At 69.7% G+C, this 18,826-nt stretch carries 20 protein-coding genes; 11 read left to right on the top strand and 9 right to left on the bottom strand.

Features of this window, described 5'->3' with window-relative positions; translation table 11 throughout:
• Window positions 1-88 precede the first annotated feature (88 nt).
• Together ACZ516_RS15085 and ACZ516_RS15080 are read right to left on the bottom strand one after the other, a co-directional pair.
• On the bottom strand, window positions 89-295 hold the full coding sequence (locus ACZ516_RS15085) for a DUF5999 family protein (RefSeq protein WP_358580562.1): 207 nt from the start codon (window positions 293-295) through the stop codon (window positions 89-91).
• Window positions 296-611: 316 nt separating this feature from the next.
• Complete coding sequence (locus ACZ516_RS15080; protein WP_361087270.1) at window positions 612-1,205, bottom strand: hypothetical protein; 594 nt, start codon at window positions 1,203-1,205, stop codon at window positions 612-614.
• Between the two features lie 483 nt (window positions 1,206-1,688).
• Here ACZ516_RS15080 and ACZ516_RS15075 point away from each other — a divergent pair, with 483 nt between their 5' ends.
• Complete coding sequence (locus tag ACZ516_RS15075; protein ID WP_358696180.1) at window positions 1,689-3,209, top strand: glutamate-cysteine ligase family protein; 1,521 nt, start codon at window positions 1,689-1,691, stop codon at window positions 3,207-3,209.
• Between the two features lie 217 nt (window positions 3,210-3,426).
• Entirely contained in the window at window positions 3,427-4,230 is an 804-nt protein-coding gene (locus tag ACZ516_RS15070; RefSeq protein WP_469010431.1) for a CPBP family intramembrane glutamic endopeptidase, read from the top strand.
• 103 nt (window positions 4,231-4,333) lie between these two features.
• Here ACZ516_RS15070 and ACZ516_RS15065 read toward each other — a convergent pair whose 3' ends face one another.
• Together ACZ516_RS15065 and ACZ516_RS15060 are read right to left on the bottom strand one after the other, a co-directional pair.
• On the bottom strand, window positions 4,334-5,182 hold the full coding sequence (locus ACZ516_RS15065) for a PhzF family phenazine biosynthesis protein (RefSeq protein ID WP_469010429.1): 849 nt from the start codon (window positions 5,180-5,182) through the stop codon (window positions 4,334-4,336).
• 205 nt (window positions 5,183-5,387) lie between these two features.
• Window positions 5,388-5,777 (bottom strand): VOC family protein, encoded by a 390-nt coding sequence (locus ACZ516_RS15060; protein WP_469010427.1) that lies wholly within the window; start codon window positions 5,775-5,777, stop codon window positions 5,388-5,390.
• A 242-nt stretch (window positions 5,778-6,019) separates the two neighbouring features.
• On the opposite strand from ACZ516_RS15060, the gene ACZ516_RS15055 reads away from it, so the two are divergent.
• The 4 genes from ACZ516_RS15055 to ACZ516_RS15040 all read left to right on the top strand — a co-directional run bounded on the left by ACZ516_RS15055 (window position 6,020) and on the right by ACZ516_RS15040 (window position 9,654).
• Window positions 6,020-6,484 carry a GNAT family N-acetyltransferase gene (locus tag ACZ516_RS15055; RefSeq protein WP_469010426.1) on the top strand — a complete coding sequence of 155 codons (465 nt, stop codon included), beginning with the start codon at window positions 6,020-6,022 and terminating at the stop codon, window positions 6,482-6,484.
• A 493-nt stretch (window positions 6,485-6,977) separates the two neighbouring features.
• Window positions 6,978-7,379 carry a hypothetical protein gene (locus ACZ516_RS15050; protein ID WP_358580579.1) on the top strand — a complete coding sequence of 134 codons (402 nt, stop codon included), beginning with the start codon at window positions 6,978-6,980 and terminating at the stop codon, window positions 7,377-7,379.
• 191 nt (window positions 7,380-7,570) lie between these two features.
• Window positions 7,571-8,386 (top strand): class I SAM-dependent methyltransferase, encoded by an 816-nt coding sequence (locus tag ACZ516_RS15045; RefSeq protein ID WP_358580581.1) that lies wholly within the window; start codon window positions 7,571-7,573, stop codon window positions 8,384-8,386.
• A 56-nt stretch (window positions 8,387-8,442) separates the two neighbouring features.
• Entirely contained in the window at window positions 8,443-9,654 is a 1,212-nt protein-coding gene (locus ACZ516_RS15040) for a salicylate synthase (protein ID WP_358580583.1), read from the top strand.
• 96 nt (window positions 9,655-9,750) lie between these two features.
• Here the strand turns inward: ACZ516_RS15040 and ACZ516_RS15035 are convergent, their stop codons facing one another.
• From ACZ516_RS15035 to ACZ516_RS15025, 3 genes are all read right to left on the bottom strand, one after another.
• Complete coding sequence (locus tag ACZ516_RS15035; RefSeq protein WP_469010424.1) at window positions 9,751-10,548, bottom strand: class I SAM-dependent methyltransferase; 798 nt, start codon at window positions 10,546-10,548, stop codon at window positions 9,751-9,753.
• Window positions 10,545-11,744, bottom strand: coding sequence for an alpha-hydroxy-acid oxidizing protein (locus ACZ516_RS15030; RefSeq protein ID WP_469010423.1), 1,200 nt, complete (start codon window positions 11,742-11,744; stop codon window positions 10,545-10,547). Before ACZ516_RS15030 ends, ACZ516_RS15035 begins: the two co-directional genes overlap by 4 nt.
• Before the next feature lie 544 nt (window positions 11,745-12,288).
• Complete coding sequence (locus ACZ516_RS15025; protein ID WP_469010422.1) at window positions 12,289-12,783, bottom strand: GNAT family N-acetyltransferase; 495 nt, start codon at window positions 12,781-12,783, stop codon at window positions 12,289-12,291.
• Between the two features lie 157 nt (window positions 12,784-12,940).
• Here ACZ516_RS15025 and ACZ516_RS15020 point away from each other — a divergent pair, with 157 nt between their 5' ends.
• Window positions 12,941-13,594 (top strand): PadR family transcriptional regulator, encoded by a 654-nt coding sequence (locus ACZ516_RS15020; RefSeq protein ID WP_469010420.1) that lies wholly within the window; start codon window positions 12,941-12,943, stop codon window positions 13,592-13,594.
• A 108-nt stretch (window positions 13,595-13,702) separates the two neighbouring features.
• On the opposite strand, the gene ACZ516_RS15015 is transcribed toward ACZ516_RS15020, so the two are convergent.
• Window positions 13,703-14,131: a type II toxin-antitoxin system Rv0910 family toxin gene (locus ACZ516_RS15015; protein ID WP_469010419.1), complete on the bottom strand. Its 429-nt coding sequence runs from the start codon at window positions 14,129-14,131 to the stop codon at window positions 13,703-13,705.
• A gap of 446 nt (window positions 14,132-14,577) precedes the next feature.
• Here ACZ516_RS15015 and ACZ516_RS15010 point away from each other — a divergent pair, with 446 nt between their 5' ends.
• Window positions 14,578-15,348, top strand: coding sequence for a putative protein N(5)-glutamine methyltransferase (locus tag ACZ516_RS15010; protein WP_469010418.1), 771 nt, complete (start codon window positions 14,578-14,580; stop codon window positions 15,346-15,348).
• A 61-nt stretch (window positions 15,349-15,409) separates the two neighbouring features.
• Here the strand turns inward: ACZ516_RS15010 and ACZ516_RS15005 are convergent, their stop codons facing one another.
• Window positions 15,410-15,598, bottom strand: a complete 189-nt coding sequence (locus ACZ516_RS15005; RefSeq protein WP_358580599.1) for a hypothetical protein — start codon at window positions 15,596-15,598, stop codon at window positions 15,410-15,412.
• 194 nt (window positions 15,599-15,792) lie between these two features.
• On the opposite strand from ACZ516_RS15005, the gene ACZ516_RS15000 reads away from it, so the two are divergent.
• The 3 genes from ACZ516_RS15000 (at window position 15,793) to ACZ516_RS14990 (ending at window position 18,711) form a co-directional block, all read left to right on the top strand.
• On the top strand, window positions 15,793-16,410 hold the full coding sequence (locus tag ACZ516_RS15000; protein ID WP_469010416.1) for a peptidase: 618 nt from the start codon (window positions 15,793-15,795) through the stop codon (window positions 16,408-16,410).
• 162 nt (window positions 16,411-16,572) lie between these two features.
• The gene (locus tag ACZ516_RS14995) at window positions 16,573-17,559 is read left to right on the top strand and encodes an EamA family transporter (RefSeq protein WP_361087292.1); all 987 of its coding nucleotides are present in this window, start codon (window positions 16,573-16,575) and stop codon (window positions 17,557-17,559) included.
• A 150-nt stretch (window positions 17,560-17,709) separates the two neighbouring features.
• Window positions 17,710-18,711, top strand: a complete 1,002-nt coding sequence (locus ACZ516_RS14990) for a DMT family transporter (protein ID WP_469010414.1) — start codon at window positions 17,710-17,712, stop codon at window positions 18,709-18,711.
• Window positions 18,712-18,826 lie beyond the last annotated feature (115 nt).

Below are 18,826 nucleotides of genomic sequence, written 5' to 3'. Positions count from 1 at the left end.
GTCACGGGCATGCGTCGGGGCCGGTGCGGAGAGTCTCTCCGGGCCGGCCCCTCGGTCTTTCGGTGTGCTGTACGTGCCGTGCGCGGTGTCAGGCGGCCGTCATGATCCGGTCGGTGCCCAGCGGTCGGTGCGGGGCGATGATCTGGCCGTCCGGCAGCAGCTCACCGGTGTCCTCGAAGAGCAGGACGCCGTTGCACAGCAGGCTCCAGCCCTGTTCCGGGTGGCTCGCCATGAGGAGCGCGGCTTCCCGGTCGGCGGAGTCGGCTGTCGGGCACGGTGGTTGGTGCTGGCACATGGAAGGGTTCTTTCGCTGCGGTGAGATGGCTGTGACGTCGGTCCTGTGGCTCGATGCGGTATGCATGACCGCCCCCCGTTGTAGTCGGTCCGATCCCAGTGTTGCCCTCCGGGCGTCAATCCGCAGGGATTTTGCTGCAGCGGTTCTTACTGATTGATGACGTATCACCCGCCCGGACGGTTCAGCCCAACTCAGGTCTCTCTTCGGGTGGTTCACCCATGGCCCGTCCGGGCTAGTCCACCTGGGTGGGGCAGTGTCGTGCCCCGCGGCCGAGGGGGGGCGGCGGGGCACGAGCGGGCGCGGGGGGGCGCGGGTGTCAGGCGGGCGAGCCCAGCAAGGGGGACGGGGTCGACGGGGTCAGCCGGTGGGTCAGGACGGGCAGCAACTCGGCGACGCGATGCGGGCGATGGGCGGCGATGCCGGGCGGGGCGGGGGCGAGGGGCACGAGCAGATCGGCGGCGTCGAGCGGGGCGTCGGTGCCCTCGTCCGTGCAGTCGCGGTGCAGCCAGAGGGTGAGCATGTAGAGCTCCGGCACGGACAGCAGCCGGGGTTGGCAGGGCGTCGGCATGGCCTCGGCGTGCCGCAGGGCCCGTTCCGTGGAGGCGATGTAGGGGCCCTCGAAGAAGTGCGAGAAGGCCCAGCCGTCGGGGGTGAGCATGGTGTCCGCCGCGGCGAGGGCGCGCTCCCCGCCGCGGATCATGAAGCGCCAGCCGGTGAGGCGGGTGGGAGAGGTGCCATCGGTGGTGGTGCGGCCCAACACATGCAGGGGCAGCGGGAGTTCGGGGGCCACGGTTCCCTGGGCGGCACGCAGTGCCGGGGTGCGGGCTTCGCGTACGGCGGTGGGGGAACCGAGTGCCGCGAGAACGCTGCGCAGGGCTGGCGCGGGGGCCGGGAGGACATGCAGCGGCATGGTGGGTCGCCTCTCTCGTTCGACAGGCACAGCGGGGCGGGGGCAGGTGCGTGACGGCGCTGTCAGCTCTGGGTCAGAGGGGCGGGGGCCGGGGGACCTCGAGCGCCAACTCTCTGCCTAGATTGCGGAGTTTATACGAGACGTGTTCGAACCATGTTTCAGCTAGACGTACTCGATATTGCGGGCAAGGAGATATCCGGTCGCCCTCACGAGGAGTTCATCCCGATTTCATCGGGGCCCTACTTGTGTGACCTCGTATTTCGCCGGGGAAGCGGTCGGCCGATTCCCATCGGTCTTTTTGACCACACTCTCCGGAACGGAACCTGCGCTTTGCCGCATGCCGCGTGAATGTGCCTCGCGCCCACGTGTCGAGCGTACTGGTTCAACGGCCGGAAGGGGGCGTTATCGATCACATTGCCTGGGCATCATCCCCCGTACACAGCGGCCGGACCCTTGGCTGCCCATGCGAGGAGGGACGCTTCGATGGGGGAGAAGGTCGTGGCGGGCGCGTTCGACCTGTCCGATCGCCACCAGTACCGCGTCAAGCTCCGGGCGTGCCTGGCGGGGCTGGAGCGATTGTTGGAGGAGGAGCGCTTCGACCGGCCCAGGAATCTGATGGGCATGGAGATCGAGCTGAATCTCGCGGGGCCCGACGGGCTGCCGAGAATGTTGAATGCGCAGGTTCTCGAGCGTATCGCGAGCCGGGATTTCCAGACGGAACTCGGAATGTTCAATCTGGAAGTGAACATCGCCCCGCACCGGCTCGGCGGGCGCGTTCTCGACCGGCTCGCCGAAGAAGTGCGCACGGGTCTCAACTACGCCCACAGGAAAGCGAACGAGCTGGGCGCCGGCATCGTCATGATCGGCATACTGCCGACGGTGAACCGAGCCGACATGGTCTCCGCGAACCTCTCCGACGTGGACCGTTACGCCCTGCTGAACGAGCAGATAGTGGCGGCGCGCGGGGAGAGTTTCGCCCTGGACATCGAGGGCGTGGAGCGGCTGACCTGCACCTCGGCCTCGATCGCGCCGGAGGCGGCCTGCACGTCCGTGCAACTGCATCTCCAGGTCACCCCGGGCCGGTTCGCCGATGTGTGGAACGCGGCGCAGGCCATCGCCGCGGCGCAGGTGGCGGTGGGCGCCAACGCGCCGTTCCTGTTCGGCCGTGAGCTGTGGCGCGAGTCGCGGCCCCCGCTGTTCCTGCAGTCCACCGACACACGCCCGCCCGAGTTGCAGGCCCAAGGGGTCAGGCCCCGGACCTGGTTCGGGGAGCGCTGGATCAGCGGGCCGCTGGAACTCTTCGAGGAGAACCTCCGTTACTTCCCCGCACTGCTGCCCCTGATGGACGTGGAGGACCCGCTGGGCGTCCTCGACGCGGGCGGAGTGCCGCAGCTCGGCGAACTCGTCCTGCACAACGGCACCGTCTACCGCTGGAACCGGCCGGTGTACGGCATCGCCGACGGCGTCCCGCATCTGCGCGTCGAGAACCGCGTGCTGCCCGCCGGGCCGACCGTCACCGACGTCATCGCCAACGTCGCGTTCTACTACGGGCTGGTGCGGGCGCTCGCCGAGGAGGCGCGGCCCGTGTGGACCCGGCTGCCCTTCGAGGCCGCCGCCCGGAACTTCGACGTGGCGTGCCGCCACGGCATCGACGCCCGGCTGCGGTGGCCCCGGCGCGGCCGGCTCGGCGGGACCGTCGAGGTGCCTGCCGTCGATCTCGTACGCGACGAACTGCTGCCGCTCGCGGCCGCCGGGCTCGACGCGTGGGGGGTGGAGCCGGCTGACCGGGATCTGTACCTCGGGGTGATCGAGGAGCGGTGCCGGCGACGGGTCAACGGCGCGTCGTGGCAGGCGGCGACGTACCACCGCGCCCTGGAGGGCGGACTCACCAGGGAGGCCGCCCTGGCCGAGACCACGCGGCGCTACTGCCGGCTGATGCATGAGGGGGAGCCGGTGCATACGTGGCCCGTGGGGCTCCTCGGATCGGCGGGGCGGGCGGGCTGAGGGGGCGGTCCGGGCCCGCCGCAGCGACGTGTACTCCTTCGGTGGTTCCTGGCGGGACGATGCCGTATGCCTGAACGTCGGCGCTGATGGGGCTGTTGCCGGCGTGCCTCCCGTGACTGGTAGTGATGTCCTTCTGTCGCGCGGTCCTGGCGCGCCCTTCCGAGACCCTGGTGGGCGAGGATGGGCACGAGGCGGGATCACTCAACTGGAGGCGTAAGTGCACGTGGAGCCGGGACCGATGGCCGGTTCTCTTTCAGCGGCCGGGCCGACGCGGCGGACCCTGCGGGACGAGACGCTGCTCGTCCTGGCCCTGTCGCTCGGGGCGAGTGGTGTGTCGGCCCTGATCAGCTTTGTCGGGTCGGTCACCAGGCCGGGTGGTCTGAAGGACCAGGCGGCCACGTTGAACGCGTCGGCGGCTCCGGGGCGGCCGTGGCTCGACCTCTCGTGGCAGTTGTTCGGGATTGCCAGCGCGTTGGTGCCGGTCGCGCTGGTCGCCCACCTCCTGCTGAGGGAGGGCGCGGGCTTCCGCACGATCGGGTTCGACCGGGCGCGGCCCTGGCCGGACCTGGGGCGGGGCACGGCGATCGCGGCGGTGATCGGCAGCACGGGGATCGCCTTCTACCTCGCGGCGCGCGGGCTCGGCTTCAACCTCACGGTGGTGCCGGAGGCGCTGCCGGACGTGTGGTGGAAGTACCCGGTCCTCGTGCTCTCCGCCGTGCAGAACGCGGTCCTGGAGGAAGTCATCGTGGTCGGCTATCTGCTGCGCAGGCTCGGGCAGTTGGGGTGGACGCCCATGGCCGCGCTGATCGGCAGTTCGGTGTTGCGCGGTTCGTACCACCTGTATCAGGGCGTCGGCGGGTTCCTCGGGAACGTGGTCATGGGCGTGGTCTTCGCCCTGCTCTACCGCCGGTGGGGGCGGGTCGGGCCGCTCGTCGTCGCCCATTCGCTGCTGGACATCGGGGCGTTCGTCGGTTACGCGTTGCTCGCGGGGAAGGTGGGGTGGCTGCCGACGCCTTCGTGAGGGGCGGCCCTACGGGGACACGCGATTTCGTCGTACGTCCCCGTGAGGGCCGTGCGGAGATGCCGGGGTCGCCGGACGCCGGGGCCACCGGTGGCCGGTGCCGTCAGGCGAAGAGCCGGCCCTCGATGACCGTGACCGCGCTGCCCGTCAGGAGGGTGCGGTCCCCGCGCAGCTCGGTGCGGACCAGGCCGGTGCGGGGCGAGGCCTGGAGGCCCGTCAGCTCGGCGCGGCCGAGGCGCTCGGACCAGAAGGGGGCGAGCGCCGTGTGCGCGCTGCCCGTCACCGGGTCCTCGTCGATGCCGACGCGCGGGAAGAAGCAGCGCGAGACGAAATCGTAGCCACGGGACGGGTCCTCGGCGCGGGCCGTGGCGATGATGCCGCGTTCGGAGTGGCGTACGAGGGCCTTGTGGTCCGGGGTGAGCGCCCGGACCGTCTTCTCGTCGGCGAGCTCCACCAGCAGGTCGCCGATGTACGGGCCGGTGTCGAACGCGGCGAGCGGCTCGGCGCCCAGGGCTTCGGCGACGCCGTCCGGGATGGCGGACGCGGTGAGCGGGGCGGTCGGGAAGTCGAGGGTGTGGGAGCCGTCGTCGTGGGCCGTCGCCGTGAGGACGCCGCTGCGTGTCGCGAAGCGGACGGGGCCCGGCGTGTCACTGGTGGTCCCGGTTGTGCCGGTGGCACCGGTGGTGTGCAGGACGTGGGCGGTGGCCAAAGTGGCATGGCCGCAGAGGTCGACCTCGGTGGTCGGCGTGAACCAGCGCAGCGCCCAGTCCGCTTCACCGCCCTCGGGGAGGCGGTGGGCGAAGGCGGTCTCGGCGTGGTTGACCTCCCTGGCCACGTGCTGCAGCCAGGTGTCGTCGGGGAAGGCGTCCAGGAGCAGGACCCCGGCCGGGTTGCCGGCGAAGGGGCGGTCGGTGAAGGCGTCGACGATGCGGAGCTGCTGGGAAGTCGGCATGGAATTGACGGTAGAGGGCCGTCGGGGAGGAGGGGTAAGGCCAATTGGGGGTGGGTGGACTGGATTGTTGGACTGGTTTGGTCGTTCGGATCGGTGGGGTGGAGAGGCCGGACTGCGTTGACGGGCCAGTTGCGGCTGCGGCTCCGGCCGTGGTTGCTGCTGCGGCTGACCGGCGTATTGCGGGGCGAGGGGGACCGCCCATCCGTCAGGAGAGGTAGTGCACGCGTCCCTCGTCATCCATGTCGAGGGGGCCGTCGGGGATGACGCAGAACTCGTTGCCCTCGGGGTCGGCCATCACCAGGAACCCGCCGTCGTCGTACTCCTCCAGGCGGTGCCCGCCGAGCGCCTCGATCCGCTGTTGCTCGGCGGCCGGATCGGCGGAGGTGAGGTCGAAGTGCAGGCGGTTCTTGCCCGGCTTGGGCTGCTCGCCCTGCTGGAAGCCGAGGCCGAGGCCGTGCTGGCGCCGCAGCCACACGTAGGGGCCGATGCGGCTCACGATCGGCCTGCCGAGCAGCTCGGACCAGAAGGCGGCGAGCCGCTCGGGGTCGGCGGCGTCGACGATGAGGGCGTGGATCTGCGGGGGTGAGTCCGTCATGCCTCGATCTTCTCAAGAGAGGAGTTCCGTGGCGCGGGAACCGGTTGGGCACCGTGCGCACCAGCCGGAAGGCGGCGGCGTCCGATCCGTCCGCGATCATTCGGCCTGAAGTCATCAGCGGCACGTCGGACATGTGCGGAGTGCTCCACCCGGAGGCGGGCGACGCGTGCGCGTGACGGCGGAGCGGGCCGACGGGGCCGTGGGGCGGAGGCTGGAAAGCCCGGCGCGCTACCTTGGCGATCATGTGGGACTGGGAAACGCGGCCGGCGTCGATGTCGGACGTGGAGGCAGTGGCTGAGTTGCGTGCGGTGGTGCTGCGGGTGGATCTGGAACGGCTCGGGCGGTATGACGCGCGGCGGGTGCGGCAGCGGTTGCGAGACGGATTCGACGCGGCCCACACCTGGGTGATCGAGGTGGGTGGTGTGTTCTCCGGCTGCGTGGCACTGCGCCCGGCTGAGGGCGTCCACTGGCTGGAGCACTTCTATCTCGCCCCGCATCTTCAGGGCCACGGCATCGGCTCGGGCGTGCTGCGCGAGCTGCTGGAGCGCTGCGACCGCAGCGGTCTGCCCGTCCGATTGAACGTGTTGCAGGGCAGTCCGGCCCGACGGCTGTACGAACGGCACGGGTTCACCGCCGAGAGGGAGGATTCGGTCGACGTGTTCATGGTGCGCAGTTGTCAGGTGGTCAGCGGGGGGCCGCCGTCCTGATGGGTGGGACCGGCCAGGAGGGGAACGCCCTGGCCGACCGGCAGCAGATCGGTCGTCGCATCGAAGGGGCTCGCTGGCGCCCCTAATTGGCTGAAGGGGCTCCTCGCCACGTGGAATGACGTCTTGGATCTCATTATGAGCTGGCGCAATGTACGCATGGCTCATTCCTGTGCCGCCTGTGACTGGAATGCGCAAGATTGGCCCGGAAGTCGTTATTAATTGCGCCCGGAAGTAACCAGGGGGCAGCGAGGGGCGGGTGTCTTGCGAGATGTCATCGACCCTCCGTTTGTTTTGGACGTCCTGGTTATCAAGCTGCTTGCGGGTCAGTTATCCGGGTAGTCGACACGTCTCCCTATCTTCTGCGCCTGACGGAACGAGCCTTGGTCCATTTGGAAAATCAGCCTTCAGGGATAGCGGTATTGACATCAGGCTTAAGGCGTCCATGATGGAACAAGGACTGCAAGCGACAACGACCGACTGAAGAGGAAGGGTAATGAAACTCAAGCATCTCGCAGAAATCCATGGGGAAATCGTCGCCACCCGGGTCTTAGCAGCCGATGAGGGCAAAGCGCGCACGGAGCTCTCCTACGCGGGTGCCGGCACACTGGACGGAACCCCCATCAACGACGTGATCACCTACGTCTCGATCATCCAGCCCGACGGCCTCCTCGCCGGCAGTGCCGACGGTGTCATCACCGCTCACAACGGCGACATCGCTGTCTGGCACGGGACGGGAGTGGGCCGCACCAAGGGCAAACAGGTGTCGTGGACCTGCTCGTTGACCATCCAGAGCAGCTCATCCACGTTCGGCCACCTGAACGGCGTGGTGGCTGCGGCCACATTCGACGTCGCCGAGAACGGCAAGGTGGCGCAGGCCTACTGGGCCATGCACTGACGTCCCGCCCTAGCGCCGATTAAAGCGCGGTGAAGACCGGTCCAGCCGGCTGGCGGACACGTGTGGGCCGACCCGTAACTCAGATGGCCTCATGGCCTCTCTATGGGTTACGGGAAGGCTCATATGCGCGGCATGCGCAAATGGGCCGTTGTCCTGCCTGGTCCGATACGTCCTGAGAATGGAGGCCGCGGATGCCCTCCTACCTGTTCGACAGCGCCGCAGCCCAAGCCGCGGACCGCTTCTCCGCCTTGGAATCGTGTTACGACGCCGCCTCACGCCGCGAGTTGGAGCTGACCGGGCTCACGTCGGGATGGAGATGTCTCGAAGTCGGGGGTGGCAGTGGCTCGCTGGGTGCCTGGCTGGGGGAGCGGGTGGGGTCGAGGGGCGAGGTGACGGTCACCGAACTCGAACCGCGCTGGGCTGTTTCCCGTGCACGCCCCGAGCACGTACGCCTGCTCAGGCACGACATCGCCCGAGACCCGTTACCCGGCGAGGACTACGACCTCATCCACGCCCGGCTCGTCCTTCTGCACCTCCCGGAGCGGCTCGAGGTGCTCCCGAGGCTCGCTGCGTCCCTCCGGCCGGGAGGTTGGCTGGTACTGGAGGAATTCGATTGCAGCTGGACTCCGGTCCTGGCATGCGAGGACGAAGCAGCGGCGGAACTGTTCGGCCGAGTCCACACGGTGCTGATGGGCCTGTTGGAGAGGGCGGGCGCCGACCCGCTGTGGGGACGCCGGGTGCTGGGAGCAATGGCGGCCGCCGGATTGGCGGATCTCACGGCTACCACGTTCGCCGAGGCATGGCGGGGCGGGAGCACGGGGATTGCCCTGCACCGCCACAACACCGACCAAGTCGCTGGCCAACTGGCCGCAGCCGGTGTGTCACCCGAGGAACTCCAAGCGTTCCGAACGCTCTTGCAGAACCCAGGGTTCATCGTCAACTCATATCCACTGATCAGCGTACGAGGCCGCCGTCGGTACAAGAGAGTCAAGGGCAAGCCGCGATGACTGGAAATCATTACCTCGAAGCATCTCTGCCACTGGAGGAGGAGCCGCTGCTCCTGATGGCCAGAATGGTCCGCAGCGGTCTGTTCCAACCGTATGTGTTGTACGAGAACGGTTCCGATTGGTCCCTGGCCGGCGGAATTCTGACGTCATTGCAACTCAAGGGCCAGGAACTGCGGGACCTGGACAGTGTGGAGGCGTGGCTCGCTCGAACACCGGTGACGGACTGGCGGGCTTACGGATGGGCGGCGTTCGAGCTGGGGGCGGTGCTGGCCGGGGCGAAGCCAGACCCGGACGACACCTTGTTGCACCTGATTGTCCCTGCCGAAGAAGTGCGCACTGACGGAACGGAAATCCTGCTGCGATCCCTCTCCCCGGAACGACTGAGGCTGCTCGTCGATCGAGTGCGGTCGGGAGGGACCAGGGCGACGGTGGAACCGGCCGAGCGGATCCCTCTCTCCCTTGAGGACACCGGCAACTACCGTGCGGCGGTCGCTGCGGCCCTGGTGGAGCTGCGTGGAGACAGCCCGCTGGAAAAGGTGATCCTTTCGCGGCAAGTACCTGTTCCCCTGACCGTGGACCTGGTTGCCAGCTATGTGGCGGGACGACGCGCCAACACCCCGTCACGCTCGTTCCTGCTCGACCTCGGCGGCACCCAGGCAGCCGGTTTCAGCCCAGAGACGGTGGCTGAAGTCACCCCCGACGGCCACGTGACCACGCGGCCTCTGGCCGGCACCCGCGCCCGCACAGGAACGACTGCCGAAGACACGCGCCTGCGCAAAGAACTCTCCGGCGACCCCAAAGAGATCTACGAGCATGCCATCTCCGTAAGGCACACCATGCGGGAACTTGGCGAGGTATGCGATGGCACGGCTATAAGCGAATACATGTCCGTGCTCGACCGCGGCACTGTCCAGCACCTGGCTTCCACCGTCACCGGCCACCTACGAGCCGGTTTTGGCCCCTGGGACGCGTTCACGGCTCTCTTCCCGTCGGTCACCGCAACGGGAATCCCCAAGGCGTCCGCGTTCCCCCTCATCCGGAGCCTGGAAGAAAAGCCGCGAGGTCTGTACGCGGGCGCGGTATTGACCTGTGACGCCGATGGCACCCTTGACGCGGCCCTCGTGCTGCGCAGTGTCTTCCGACTTGATGGACGCTGCTGGCTGCAAGCCGGAGCAGGCGTGGTGTCACAGTCCCAGCCAGAACGTGAGCATGAGGAAACCTGTGAAAAGCTGCGCAGCGTCGGTCACCACCTAAGGGCTGCCCCGTAGGGGCCCGTCCCCGGCTCGCCGCCTCCCACCTGAAGAGGTGTCTCGCCGGGGCACTCAAGCACAGCACTGGTACCCCCGGCAGGGGCATTGACGGTGTCAGGTTCGCGGTTTCGTTCCTGTCACTGTGATCGTGGCCATGCCGAGCTCGAGGAACCCGGGCTGGGAGAGCCGGTGGATGACTGTGGTGACGTCGTCGCGATGGATGTCGGGCAGCTGCGCGATGTCGTCGGCGAGGTGTTGGAGGGTGAGTCGCCAGAACCGGCCTGCCGGAGTGTTGCCTGCGACGGTGGGGCAGGTGACGCGCATCGTGACGTCGCTCAAGCCGAGTTCGGCCAGCTTGCGGGCCAGGTTGAGGGAGGGCGTGCCGCAGTCGGTGCCGACGCGCTGCGCGAGCACGGTGAGAGCGCCGAGGGAGACACGGCGGTAGGGCTCGTCCTGGGCGGCCTGCAGGGGGAAGAGAGCCGGCTCCTCAAGGACCAGGTGGCCGCCCGGGGCCAGCCACTTGGTGATCTCGGGCAGGACACGTTCGCGGACCGGCAGGTGGTGCAGCAGCCAGCGGGCGTGGATGAGGCCGAAGGCCACCTCGGGGAACTGGTCCTGGGTCACGTCGTGGCGGACGAAGTCGAGGTTCTTGCGGCCTTCGGCCTCCAAGTGACGCAGGTCCAGCTCGGTCGCGGTGACCTGCGCGGAGGGCAAGTGGTCGGCCATCCAGCGGGCGATGGTGCCGTTTCCGGCGCCCAGCTCCAGGCAGGCCGCGTCCCCGGTGTCCGGAAGAGCTTCCAGAACGGAGATGGTGATCGGGTCGAGGGCCTCGCTCAGGGCTTCCAAGCGGGCCTGGTCCTCGTCACCGGCGTGACTGTAGGGGAGGTCCGTGTGTGCCGGTCGGGTACTCATGGCGTTCCTTTCCTGTGCGGTGGGATGACGGGGGTGAGATCCCGCGGCGACAAGGTGTCGCAGCGGTGGTGGCCGGTGAGAGCGAGCGCGCTGGTGAACTCGGCCTTCAGGCAGTGCAAGAGATGCTCGACGCCGGCCTGTCCGCCGACGGCCAGCGCGTAGAGCCACGCCCTGCCGACAAGGACGGCTTCGGCGCCCAGCGCGAGGGCGATCAGGACGTCGGTGCCCGAGCGGATACCGGAGTCGAACAGCACGGGAATGCGGCCGTCGACTGCGGTAATGACGGGAGGCAGGCAGTCCAGGGCGGCCACGCCGTTGTCGAGCTGCCTGCCGCCGTGGTTGGACACCACGAGAGCATCGGCTCCCGCTTGGTACAGCTGGGCGGCTTCCGCGGGCGCGCAGACGCCCTTGACGATGATCGGCAGTGCGGTCCAGGAACGCAGGCGTTCCAGATCCTGGGGGCGGAAGGTGGGCCTGGTGAAGATGCGGTTCCATGTTTCCGCAGCGGCCTGCGTCGCTGCAGTCGGTTCCTGCCGCGGCTCCACGTCGGCATCCAGTTCGGCCAATTCCCGAAAGCGGGGGTCCGACAGGTAGTTGCCGAGGCCGTGGGCGACGAGGAACGGGGAGAACCCGGAGGCGAGTTCGCGGGGACGCCAGCCCGCCACGTAGCAGTCGCCCATGACCATGATCGCGCTGTAGCCCGCGTTCTCGGCACGCGTGACCAGCGACCGGGCCAACAGTTCGTCATCGGGCCAGGCGAATTGGAACCAGCGACGGCCCTCCGGCGCCGCCCGCGCCACCTGCTCCAGCGACGTGGACGTCGTCGCCGACAGCACGTGGACCACGCCCGCTTCGGCCGCGGCGCGCGCCGCAGCCTGTTCGGCCTCAGGGTGTGCCAGGCCGGCAACACCCGCCGGGGCAAGCATGACGGGCATGCTCATCGGGGTCCCCATGACAACGCGGGCCGGGTCGGCGTCTCCTTCCTCGCGCAGCACCTTGTAGATGAGACCCCACCGGTCGAACGCTTCCCTGTTCGCGGCCAGGGTCACCTCGCGGCCGGCGCCCCCCGCGAAGTAGTCGAAATCCCGGCGCGGTAGAGCCGACCGGGCTGCTCGTTCCCACCCATCCATGGTGAATGGAAAAGAGCTGCCACCCTCCGCGAACACCTTCGACTGATAATTGCTGGTATACCCCATGGCCTCCTGCTCCCAGCATTTCGACAGCATCCGCACGTGCTGCCCGAACGAAGTGCTCCGAACTGCGGAGGGTAAACATCCGCAGGAACAGGGCGCGAGACACGTCACCTCCCCCGACGAAAGGAAATCGCCATCTCGTGGCGGAGGCGAAATTAGCGTTCTGCATACCTTTGTGGGCGGCTATGGCGAGCTGTTGGGGCAGGTGAACCCAGTGGGGCACGGTCACGGGCCGGCTCGGTGCCGTGCGGGGCAAATTTCCGCCAATGTGGGCACCCGGGGGTGATTCAAGCCAAGTGCGAGCGCCCGAAGAAACAAATGATCTTCACTGTTCCGGCGTGTACGTTAAGGGAGAGGATTTCTGGGGACCGTGAATACCGGATTCGATCAGAGGGTAAAGGTCGGAAGCATGGGGTGCGCCAGCCCTCGCGACATCCCAACTTAAACCGGACTCGTCAGCGCTCACCTCGAACTGGCCCAAAGGTGCCCCTCACTCGAATCAGCTTCCCAGCCGCGACCGTGCCGCTCGGACTTTGTGGGGCGGGCCTCAGCTCTGGTCGAACGAGATCCAGACGTCGGGCGGCAGGTCCGGTCGGTGGCTCACTCGCCTGCGCTCCTCCGTCCACGCGTCACCAGCGACCTCCCTGGCGACGCGTCGCCAGAAGTGGACTGCTCCTGCGTTGGCGTCCTGAAAGGCGATCTCCCAAGGGCCCGGGTGTCTGGCCGTCACCTGCCGCACAGCGCTCAGGCCGATCCCCGCCCTGCGGGCCCCGCGAACGACGAAGAAGCTGTTCAGCACGCGCTTCGGGCCGGTCAGGCCCCGGACGAAGGCAAGACCCGCTGGGCGTGCGTCAAGTGTCAAGAGGTACGCCGCCCAGTCGGGGTCGGTGAGCACGACATGGGGCCGCTCGGCGTAGAACGTCCCGTCGGCATCGGGAAGGGCCTCGTCGAACTCCGACATGTCGTGGCGGAACATCAGCCATAGCCGCTGCACCAAGGGGCGGTCAGCGGTATCTGCCAAGCGCACGGCCACCTCTGGCATCGGACTCCTCCGTGGGGGCGACGTCGGGGCGGGTCCACTGTCGCAGATCTGCAGCGGGCAGCGAGCAAGGGCTTGTCGGCGCAAGTGTTCCGATATATCGTTGACGCATCGCGATAGTGGTGCGATGGAACTAGACGTGGGAAGAGGAGTGATCGCTGTGCGTTCGCATGGTTTTGAGCATGGGCATGAGCACGGACACCGGCATGGTCGTCGTGGTGGGCCCGGTGGGGGTCAGGGGCGAGAGGGCTTCGGGAGTGGGGGATTCGACGGGTTCGAGGGGCGGCGTGGGGCGTTCGGGCCGTTCGGGCCCGGCTTCGGGGGGCCCGGCGGACCCTGGGGTGGTCGCGGTGGGCGGGGCGGTCCGCGGGGCAGGGCGCGGCGCGGGGATGTGCGCGCGTCGATCCTGGCCCTGCTGCGGGACCGCCCCATGCACGGCTACGAGATGATCCAGGAGATCGCCGAGCGCAGCGGCGGGGCGTGGAAGCCCAGTCCCGGTTCGGTGTACCCGACGCTTCAGCTCCTGGAGGACGAGGGTCTGATCGTCAGCGCGAGTGAGGGCGGCAAGAAGCTCTTCTCGCTCACCGAGGCCGGGCGTGCGGCGGCCGACGAAGGGCCCGACGCACCCTGGGAAGAGGCCGGGCGCGGCGTCGACTGGGACACCCTGAACGAGATCAGGCAGGCCGGCTTCGGCCTGATGGAAGCGTTCGGCCAGGTCTGGAAGACCGGGAGCAAGGAGCAGCGCGACAAGGCGGTCTCCGTCATCAACGACGCCCGCAAGAAGCTGTACTTGATCCTCGCCGATGAGGATTGAGGACTAGCGGGATGCGGGGTGCGGGTGGCGGTGAGGGTCTCGCGGGGCGGGGCCTCGCCCCCTGTATCCCCGTAGCCGTCGCCTCCCGCGGAGTCCTCGGGGCGTGGGTCAGGAGACCAAGGCGCTCAGTTTGCGCAGTGATTCGTTGAGCGCGGCCGTCGCCGAGTCCCTCAGTTTGCCCGCCATCAAGGAGACCGCCGCGCCGACGAACTCGCCGTCGATGCGGACCAGTGTCCCGGTGCCGTCGGGCGTGAGGGTGTAGCGGGTGGTGACGTGGACGCCCATGGGGCCCTTTCCGGCGATGGCCAGGGTGCGGGCCGGTGCCAGGTCCTCGATCGTCCATTCGACCTCGGCGGGGAAACCCATCAGCTTCATGTTCTCCGTGAAGGTGCCGCCCTCCTCCAGCGTGGCCGGTGCGCCCTTGGGGAAGTTGGTGTGGGTGACGTTCCATGCGCCGTATGAAGAGAAGTCGGTGAGCTGGGCCCAGACCCTCTCGACGGGCGCCTCCATCCGTGCTTCTGCGCTGACTTCGGCCATGTGGACACCCCTTGGCGTCGGGCGCTGCGACAGCCGCAGCTGAGGTGTCGCGGAACGTAACCCCGGGGGCTTGAACATTCAATACTGATGGGCCGTCAGGACTGGCCCGCCCGGTCGTCCCGGCCTTCGTGTCTCTCGTGGGGCGCGGTGCGGGGTGGGGTACTGTTCTGGTGCCCTGTGACGGACGCAGGCGACGTGTTGTGGAGGTGAGACCCATTACCGCAGTAGCAGGTCGGGCGCTCCCTTCTCGCGACCGCGCGGTTCACCCGGCATAGGTGATCCGAGGGAGCCCCATCGGGATCCCGGAAGGTTTTCTTCACATGTCGGTTTCTTCTTTCTCCGCGTTCGGTTCGTCTCCCTTCGGTTCGTCTCTTTCAGGTTCGTCTCCCTACGAGTCGTCTCCGTCCGAGTCGGCTTTCGTCGCTTCTCGGTCCTCGTCGCTCCTAGTGCAGCGCCCTTCCGTGGTCGCCGCTCTGCGCGCCGCGGGCTGCGTCTTCGCCGAGGACGAGGCCGAGTTGATCCTCTCCACCGCCCGCACCCCGGAGGAGGTCTCCGCCATGGTGGAGCGCCGGGCGGGCGGGCTGCCGCTGGAACACGTCCTCGGCTGGGCGGAGTTCCGCGGTCTGCGGATCGCCGTCGACCCGGGTGTCTTCGTGCCGCGCCGCCGTACCGAGTTCCTGGTCGCCCAGGCCACCACGCTCGCCGGGCGCGAAGCCGTCGTCGTCGACCTGTGCTGCGGATCGGGTGCCCTTGGTGCCGCCCTCGCCGCGCACCTCGACCGGGTCGAACTGCACGCCGCCGACATCGACCCGGCGGCCGTCCGTTGCGCTCGCCGCAATGTCGCCCGCGCCAACGGCGTGGTCTACGAAGGCGACCTCTACGCACCGCTGCCCGCCGCCCTCCGCGGGCGGGTCGACGTACTGCTCGCCAACGTCCCCTACGTCCCCACCGGTGAAGTCGGCCTGCTGCCCGCCGAGGCCCGCGTCCACGAGGCGCGGGTGGCGCTCGACGGCGGCAGCGACGGGCTCGACGTACTGCGCCGGGTGACCGAGGGGGCGCCGCAGTGGCTGGCGGCCGGCGGCCACCTGCTGTTCGAGACGAGCGAGGGGCAGGTGCCCGCCGCCGTCGCCGCCGTCGAACGGGCCGGGCTGGCGGCGCGGGTCGTCGAGGACGAGGAGCTGTACGCGACCGTCGTCGTCGGCACCGCGCGGGGATAGAACTCCCCGTGCGTCAGCGGCACGGGTGCGCGGACCGGCCCCCGGTCACCTCACGCCCCCGCTACCCCACATGCCGTATGACCGCCGCGTCGAACAGGTCCGACGCCCTCGGCAGTGTGCTCTCCTCGTGGCAGTGCCAGGCGTCCCAGAACAGGTCGGCGGGCAGCGCGTCGTCGGGTGCGTAGACCCGATAGACGTACTGCCTGCCGTCGACCGCAGGCAGAGCGACCATCCAGAACCTGCTCTCCATGCATGTGTGACCGCTGACGCCCGCCCGGGGTTGCCCTCCGGGCGGCGGGCGAGTCGGCGCGCCGCACCGGGGGCGGCCGAGTGGATCTCATCCGTAAGGAGGACAACCGACCCATGTCTGCCCAACCTGTGTCGGACACGAAGATGCTTCCCGCCGCCGATGCATATGCCAGAGCGGGTTGATGAGGTGGAGAGGTGCACAGCCGTATTCCTTCCGGCGCCGAATCCGGCCCGACCCGAGCAGAACCCGACTCCAGACTCAGCCCGGAGCTGGCCTCCGTGGTGGCCGGGGCGCGCCGCCGGGCGCTGCGCGACGGGGACCGGCAGATCGACACCGCCCACTTGCTGCACTCCCTCCTGGAGACCGACCCCGAGGTGCGCGCCGTCTTCGAGAACGGCGCGCACGTGGTCCGCCTCCTCGGCTACCTCGTGCAGCGCAGCATCGGCTACGGCCTCCAGTGGCAGGGCACCGTCGAGGACTCGGGCGCCGTGCCCGTGGTGACGCCCGCCGAGGAGCACGCGAAGGACACCGGCTGGTCGCCCGCCGCCCTGTCCGCGATGGACGCGGCCCTGGAGCGCGCCGACGTGCGCGGCGACCCGCACGCCCTCGGCATGGACCTGCTCGCCGGGCTCACCGCCGACCCGGAGTGCCGGGCGGTCGAGGTACTGGGGCGCGCCGGGGTCGACGTCGAGGTCCTGCTGCTCCGCGTCGAGGCCGGCTGCCGGCAGTACGCGTCCGGAGGCCACGGATTCGCGGGCGGCCACGGCACGGGGCGCGCGACGCCGCAGGTCGGAGAGGCGACACCGCGCTGAACGGAGTCACGGCGTCCGCCGATTGAGACAGGGGTCAAGGCGGATGACGCTCGTGACACCGCCTGTCATGATGTGCCGGTGCAGGCGTCAAAGGGAATCTCAAACGCGACCAAGGGCAGTCAGGGCCGAGGGCTCGGGCTGGGGCTCGCCCTGGTGTCGGCGATGGCCTTCGGAGGCTCCGGCGTCGCGGCGAAGCCGCTGATCGAAGCGGGTCTCGATCCCCTGCATGTGGTCTGGCTGCGGGTGGCGGGCGCCGCCCTGGTCATGCTGCCCGTGGCCTGGCGGCACCGCCGGCTGCCACCGCGCAGGCCCGCGCTGCTCGCCGGGTTCGGACTGCTCGCCGTGGCGGGCGTCCAGGCCTGCTACTTCGCCTCCATATCCCGCATCCCCGTCGGCGTCGCGCTCCTTGTCGAGTACCTCGCGCCCGCGCTGGTCCTCGGCTGGGTGCGCTTCGTGCAGCGCCGGCCCGTGACCCGTGCCGCCGCCCTCGGCGTCGTCCTCGCGGTCGCGGGCCTGGCGTGCGTCGTGGAGGTGTGGTCGGGCCTGAGCTTCGACGCCGTCGGACTGCTGCTCGCCCTCGGCGCCGCTTGCTGCCAGGTCGGCTACTTCGTCCTGTCCGACCAGGGCAGCGACGCGGGCGCCGACGCGCCGGACCCCCTCGGCGTCATCGCGTACGGCCTGCTCGTCGGCACCGTGGTGCTGACCGCCGTCGCGCGCCCCTGGCGAATGGACTGGTCCGTACTCGCGGGCGGCGCGGACCTGGACGGCTCGACCGTTCCCGCGTGGCTGCTGCTGGGCTGGATCGTGCTGGTCGCGACCGTCGTCGCGTACGTCACCGGGGTGCTGTCCGTACGCAGGCTCTCGCCGCAGGTGGCGGGCGTCGTGGCCTGCCTGGAGGCCGTCATCGCGACCGCCCTCGCCTGGGTGGTCCTCGGCGAGCACCTCTCGGCGCCGCAGATCGTCGGGGGCGCCGTCGTCCTCGCGGGGGCGTTCATCGCGCAGTCGTCGGCACCCGCGAAGGAGTCCGGGGTGGCCGGGGCCGCTCAGGCCGCTGAGGCTGACGTGGTCGTTGAGGCCGGCGGCTCCGGCGCGCAGGGTGCGGTGCCGGATCCCGAAACGCGGTTGTCGCGCAGCGGCAGCGCGACCTAGTGTGCTGATCATGCATTCACGAGTACGCGTTCTTCCGCCCCCCGCCGCCTAGCGCGGGGTGCCCACGGAATCGCCCGGGCCGCTGGCCGGGCGGAACGGTGCTGCCCGCAGACGGAGCCAACCCATCCTTCTCTGCTGCGGAGAACATACGTGTCGAATGCCGTACTCGGCCTGCCCGTCGGGCGAGGCCTCCTCTATCTGATCATCGCCGGGACCGCCTGGGGCACCGCCGGTGCCGCCGCCGCGCTGGTCTTCCGGTCCAGTGACATGGGGCCGGTCGGCCTCTCCTTCTGGCGGTGCGCGGGCGGGTTCGTCCTGCTGCTCGCCGCGCGCCTGGCGCGGCCGCGCCGGACCAGGCCCTACGGGGCGACGGGCCGGGCCCTGAACCCGGTGCCGTTCGGCCGGCGGGTCCGGCGGATCGTCGTGACCGGCGTGGCCCTCACGGTGTTCCAGACGGCCTACTTCGCGGCTGTCGACACGACCGGCCTCGCCGTCGGCACCGTCGTCACCATGGGCGCCGGGCCCGTCCTCATCGCCCTGGGCGCGCGGCTCACGCTGGGGGAGCGGCTGGGCGCCGGGGGAGCCGTCGCCGTCGTGGGCGCCCTCGCCGGGCTCGTGGTGCTCGTCCTCGGAGGCGGTGACGCCGGCGGCGCGACGGTGCGTCCGGCGGGGGTGGCCTGGGGGCTGGTATCCGCTGCCGCCTACGCGGCGATGACGCTGGTCACCCGGTGGTGGGGCCGCGACGGCGGCACCGACGCGGCCGACACCACGGTCTGGTCGTTCGCCGTCGTCGCGCTCTGCCTGCTGCCGCTCGCGGGCGCCGAAGGGCTGGTGCCGCACACCGCCGACCTCGCGCGTGTGGCCGGCTGCCTGCTGTACATCGCCGCCGTGCCCACCGCGATCGCGTACACGCTGTACTTCGCCGGGGCCGCCGTCGTGCGGTCCGCGACCGTCTCCGTGATCACCCTCCTGGAGCCGGTCGGCGCCGCCGTCATCGCGGTCGCGCTGCTCGGCGAGGAACTGACGGCGACGACGGTCGTCGGCACAGTGCTGATGCTGGCCGCGGTGACCGGGCTCGCGGTCGCGGAGACGCGGGGCGCGATCGCGGTCCGGCGCGAGGTGACGGCGCGGCGGGAAGTGACGCCGGTGTAGGGGCGGGGAGGCCGGGGCGGGGGGCGGCGGATAGTGCCCGTGTCCCGGAGTGGCCGGTGCGTGGGCGGGGCGGTGGCGGGGCGAGGCGTGAAGTCGCTGGTCCGCCCCGCCACCG

This window comes from Streptomyces sp. NPDC034037 (assembly GCF_055575715.1).
The sequence above is the reverse complement of the archived record's forward strand: the minus strand, read 5'-3'. Positions and strand labels throughout refer to the sequence as shown.

What these genes read in the sequence shown, in the direction of transcription:
- ACZ516_RS15085 (WP_358580562.1), bottom strand. Translation starts at nt 295, where the DNA reads ATGTGCCAGCACCAACCACCGTGCCCGACAGCCGACTCCGCCGACCGG.
- ACZ516_RS15080 (WP_361087270.1), bottom strand. Translation starts at nt 1,205, where the DNA reads ATGCCGCTGCATGTCCTCCCGGCCCCCGCGCCAGCCCTGCGCAGCGTT.
- ACZ516_RS15075 (WP_358696180.1), top strand. Translation starts at nt 1,689, where the DNA reads ATGGGGGAGAAGGTCGTGGCGGGCGCGTTCGACCTGTCCGATCGCCAC.
- ACZ516_RS15065 (WP_469010429.1), bottom strand. Translation starts at nt 5,182, where the DNA reads ATGCCGACTTCCCAGCAGCTCCGCATCGTCGACGCCTTCACCGACCGC.
- ACZ516_RS15060 (WP_469010427.1), bottom strand. Translation starts at nt 5,777, where the DNA reads ATGACGGACTCACCCCCGCAGATCCACGCCCTCATCGTCGACGCCGCC.
- ACZ516_RS15055 (WP_469010426.1), top strand. Translation starts at nt 6,020, where the DNA reads ATGTGGGACTGGGAAACGCGGCCGGCGTCGATGTCGGACGTGGAGGCA.
- ACZ516_RS15050 (WP_358580579.1), top strand. Translation starts at nt 6,978, where the DNA reads ATGAAACTCAAGCATCTCGCAGAAATCCATGGGGAAATCGTCGCCACC.
- ACZ516_RS15045 (WP_358580581.1), top strand. Translation starts at nt 7,571, where the DNA reads ATGCCCTCCTACCTGTTCGACAGCGCCGCAGCCCAAGCCGCGGACCGC.
- ACZ516_RS15040 (WP_358580583.1), top strand. Translation starts at nt 8,443, where the DNA reads ATGGCCAGAATGGTCCGCAGCGGTCTGTTCCAACCGTATGTGTTGTAC.
- ACZ516_RS15035 (WP_469010424.1), bottom strand. Translation starts at nt 10,548, where the DNA reads ATGAGTACCCGACCGGCACACACGGACCTCCCCTACAGTCACGCCGGT.
- ACZ516_RS15030 (WP_469010423.1), bottom strand. Translation starts at nt 11,744, where the DNA reads ATGGGGTATACCAGCAATTATCAGTCGAAGGTGTTCGCGGAGGGTGGC.
- ACZ516_RS15025 (WP_469010422.1), bottom strand. Translation starts at nt 12,783, where the DNA reads ATGCCAGAGGTGGCCGTGCGCTTGGCAGATACCGCTGACCGCCCCTTG.
- ACZ516_RS15015 (WP_469010419.1), bottom strand. Translation starts at nt 14,131, where the DNA reads ATGGCCGAAGTCAGCGCAGAAGCACGGATGGAGGCGCCCGTCGAGAGG.
- ACZ516_RS15005 (WP_358580599.1), bottom strand. Translation starts at nt 15,598, where the DNA reads ATGGAGAGCAGGTTCTGGATGGTCGCTCTGCCTGCGGTCGACGGCAGG.
- ACZ516_RS14995 (WP_361087292.1), top strand. Translation starts at nt 16,573, where the DNA reads ATGGCCTTCGGAGGCTCCGGCGTCGCGGCGAAGCCGCTGATCGAAGCG.